Here is a 4,148-nt window from a genome sequence, read left to right on the forward strand (position 1 = left end):
GATGAATGAATGGCATTCGGAGTTTATCTGAATTCGGTAACCCGAGATGGGCCCCTAGTCCAAACAGTGCTCTACCTCCATCATTCTCACTCTGAGGCTAGCCCTAAAGCTATTTCGGAGAGAACCAGCTATCTCCAAGTTCGTTTGGAATTTCTCCGCTACCCACACCTCATCCCCGCACTTTTCAACGTACGTGGGTTCGGTCCTCCAGTGCGTTTTACCGCACCTTCAACCTGGACATGGGTAGATCACATGGTTTCGGGTCTACGACCACTTACTCATTCGCCCATTTCAGACTCGCTTTCGCTGCGGCTCCGTCTTTTCGACTTAACCTCGCAAGTAATCGTAACTCGCCGGTTCATTCTACAAAAGGCACGCCATCACCCATTAACGGGCTTTGACTTGTTGTAGGCACACGGTTTCAGGATCTATTTCACTCCCCTTCCGGGGTGCTTTTCACCTTTCCCTCACGGTACTGGTTCACTATCGGTCACTAGGGAGTATTTAGCCTTGGGAGATGGTCCTCCCGGATTCCGACGGAATTCCTCGTGTTCCGCCGTACTCAGGATCCTCCTAGGTGCTATCCAAATTTCATCTACGGGGCTTTTACCCTCTCTAGCAGACTTTTCCAAGTCCTTCGATTATCTGAATAAACTACCATATCGGAGTCCTACAACCCCAAGATGCAAGCATCTTGGTTTGGGCTTTTCCCGTTTCGCTCGCCGCTACTCAGGGAATCGAATTTTCTTTCTCTTCCTGCAGGTACTTAGATGTTTCAGTTCTCTGCGTCTACCTCTAATCAGCTATGTATTCACTGAAAAGTAACATCCTATCAAAGATGCTGGGTTTCCCCATTCGGAAATCTCCGGATCAAAGCTTACTTACAGCTCCCCGAAGCATATCGGTGTTAGTCCCGTCCTTCATCGGCTCCTAGTGCCAAGGCATCCACCGTGCGCCCTTATTCACTTAACCTTATCAACCTTACGGTTGGTTCTTGATCTTCTCTTCTAGCGATAGAAGTCCGACCAATAAAAAAAGCAATTGAACTATTAAAAAACTCATTCAACGCGGTGTTTTTCTCGGTTTGTTTGTTTATTTTCTGTATCCAGTTTTCAATGAACGAAATGTTTTGAGAGTAAACCTCTCAAAACTGAACGAATAAAAGCAAGCCTGTGTAGTCTTCCGTAACGCTAGGCAACATTGCTGTCACCTAGCTTATCCTTAGAAAGGAGGTGATCCAGCCGCACCTTCCGATACGGCTACCTTGTTACGACTTCACCCCAATCATCTATCCCACCTTAGGCGGCTGGCTCCAAAAGGTTACCTCACCGACTTCGGGTGTTACAAACTCTCGTGGTGTGACGGGCGGTGTGTACAAGGCCCGGGAACGTATTCACCGCGGCGTGCTGATCCGCGATTACTAGCGATTCCGGCTTCATGTAGGCGAGTTGCAGCCTACAATCCGAACTGAGAGAAGCTTTAAGAGATTAGCTTAGCCTCGCGACTTCGCGACTCGTTGTACTTCCCATTGTAGCACGTGTGTAGCCCAGGTCATAAGGGGCATGATGATTTGACGTCATCCCCACCTTCCTCCGGTTTGTCACCGGCAGTCTCGCTAGAGTGCCCAACTAAATGATGGCAACTAACAATAAGGGTTGCGCTCGTTGCGGGACTTAACCCAACATCTCACGACACGAGCTGACGACAACCATGCACCACCTGTCACTTTGCCCCCGAAGGGGAAGCTCTATCTCTAGAGTGGTCAAAGGATGTCAAGACCTGGTAAGGTTCTTCGCGTTGCTTCGAATTAAACCACATGCTCCACCGCTTGTGCGGGCCCCCGTCAATTCCTTTGAGTTTCAACCTTGCGGTCGTACTCCCCAGGCGGAGTGCTTAATGCGTTAGCTGCAGCACTGAAGGGCGGAAACCCTCCAACACTTAGCACTCATCGTTTACGGCGTGGACTACCAGGGTATCTAATCCTGTTTGCTCCCCACGCTTTCGAGCCTCAGCGTCAGTTACAGACCAGAGAGCCGCCTTCGCCACTGGTGTTCCTCCATATATCTACGCATTTCACCGCTACACATGGAATTCCACTCTCCTCTTCTGCACTCAAGTTTCCCAGTTTCCAATGACCCTCCCCGGTTGAGCCGGGGGCTTTCACATCAGACTTAAGAAACCGCCTGCGCTCGCTTTACGCCCAATAAATCCGGACAACGCTTGCCACCTACGTATTACCGCGGCTGCTGGCACGTAGTTAGCCGTGGCTTTCTGGTTAGATACCGTCAAGGGGTGAACTTTCTACTCTCACCCTTGTTCTTCTCTAACAACAGAGTTTTACGATCCGAAAACCTTCTTCACTCACGCGGCGTTGCTCGGTCAGACTTTCGTCCATTGCCGAAGATTCCCTACTGCTGCCTCCCGTAGGAGTTTGGGCCGTGTCTCAGTCCCAATGTGGCCGATCACCCTCTCAGGTCGGCTATGCATCGTTGCCTTGGTGAGCCGTTACCTCACCAACTAGCTAATGCACCGCGGGTCCATCCTCGAGTGACGCAAAAGCGCCTTTCAAAAGAAAACCATGCGGTTTTCTTTGTTATGCGGTATTAGCACCTGTTTCCAAGTGTTATCCCCCGCTCGAGGGTAGGTTACCCACGTGTTACTCACCCGTTCGCCACTCCTTTTCTTCCGGTGGAGCAAGCTCCGGTGGAAGAAAAAGCGTTCGACTTGCATGTATTAGGCACGCCGCCAGCGTTCGTCCTGAGCCAGGATCAAACTCTCATAAAAAGTGTTTGAAACAGTCTTGCGACTGTTCAGCTCAATTTAAAAATTGATTCGCTAGCAATTGCTTGCTATGTTGTTTGCTTCTATTATATAGAAGCGCCCTACACATTTGGTTTGTTTTATTCGTTCAGTTTTCAAAGGTCTACTTGATAAAATCGTGTGTTTCGTGTTGCATCAGCAACTCTTAAATCTTATCAGGTTGCCGGCTGTTTGTCAATAACTTTCTTGAAAGTTTTTTATTTCTTTCGTTGGAAAGTTTTGCGTCTCAAATCAGCAACTTAGTTATAATAACCTAAACCACATGAACTGTCAACTGGAATTTCGAATAAAATAAAAAATAATTTTATCCTTTTTTTGTTGTCAGAACAAGATTTATCAACGCTTTGTATCATACCAATTAATGAGGTTAAAGTCAACAACTAAATCAAACTTTTTTTTAAGTATTATTTTAACAAAAAAAGATCATCCGCAATTGGATGATCTACTTCGCGTGGCGGCGTCCTACTCTCACAAAGGGAAACCCTTCACTACAATCGGCGCTAAGAAGCTTAACTTCTGTGTTCGGCATGGGAACAGGTGTATCCTTCTTGCCATCGCCACCACACTATTTACTTGAGTAAGTTTCGCTCACTCAAAACTGGATCAGAAAATAAACTCTTCCGAGTTTTTTTGGTTAAGTCCTCGATCGATTAGTATCAGTCCGCTCCATACATCACTGCACTTCCACTCCTGACCTATCTACCTGATCTTCTCTCAGGGATCTTACTTTCTTAAAGAAATGGGAAATCTCATCTTGAGGTGGGCTTCACACTTAGATGCTTTCAGCGTTTATCCCTTCCCTACATAGCTACCCAGCGATGCCTCTGGCGAGACAACTGGTACACCAGCGGTAAGTCCATCCCGGTCCTCTCGTACTAAGGACAGATCCTCTCAAATTTCCAACGCCCGCGACGGATAGGGACCGAACTGTCTCACGACGTTCTGAACCCAGCTCGCGTGCCGCTTTAATGGGCGAACAGCCCAACCCTTGGGACCGACTACAGCCCCAGGATGCGACGAGCCGACATCGAGGTGCCAAACCTCCCCGTCGATGTGGACTCTTGGGGGAGATAAGCCTGTTATCCCCAGGGTAGCTTTTATCCGTTGAGCGATGGCCCTTCCATGCGGAACCACCGGATCACTAAGCCCGACTTTCGTCCCTGCTCGAGTTGTAGCTCTCGCAGTCAAGCTCCCTTGTGCCTTTACACTCTGCGAATGATTTCCAACCATTCTGAGGGAACCTTTGGGCGCCTCCGTTACTCTTTAGGAGGCGACCGCCCCAGTCAAACTGCCCATCTGACACTGTCTCCCAGCCCGATCAGGGCTGT

4 rRNA genes (1 of these 4 cut by a window edge) are annotated in these 4,148 nt (G+C 48.7%); all 4 read right to left on the reverse strand.

Going from position 1 to position 4,148, the window contains the following annotated elements:
* Nucleotides 1-972: ribosomal RNA gene (locus I588_RS23340) — 23S ribosomal RNA — on the reverse strand; it reaches 1,940 nt to the left of the window's first position.
* Between the two features lie 253 nt (nt 973-1,225).
* Nucleotides 1,226-2,784: ribosomal RNA gene (locus I588_RS23345) — 16S ribosomal RNA — on the reverse strand.
* 485 nt (nt 2,785-3,269) lie between these two features.
* Nucleotides 3,270-3,385: ribosomal RNA gene (gene rrf / locus I588_RS23350) — 5S ribosomal RNA — on the reverse strand.
* A gap of 65 nt (nt 3,386-3,450) precedes the next feature.
* A 23S ribosomal RNA gene (locus I588_RS23355) occupies nt 3,451-4,148 on the reverse strand; the annotation flags it as partial.

The organism is Enterococcus pallens ATCC BAA-351, from assembly GCF_000407485.1.
In the GTDB taxonomy this organism is placed as follows: domain Bacteria; phylum Bacillota; class Bacilli; order Lactobacillales; family Enterococcaceae; genus Enterococcus_A; species Enterococcus_A pallens.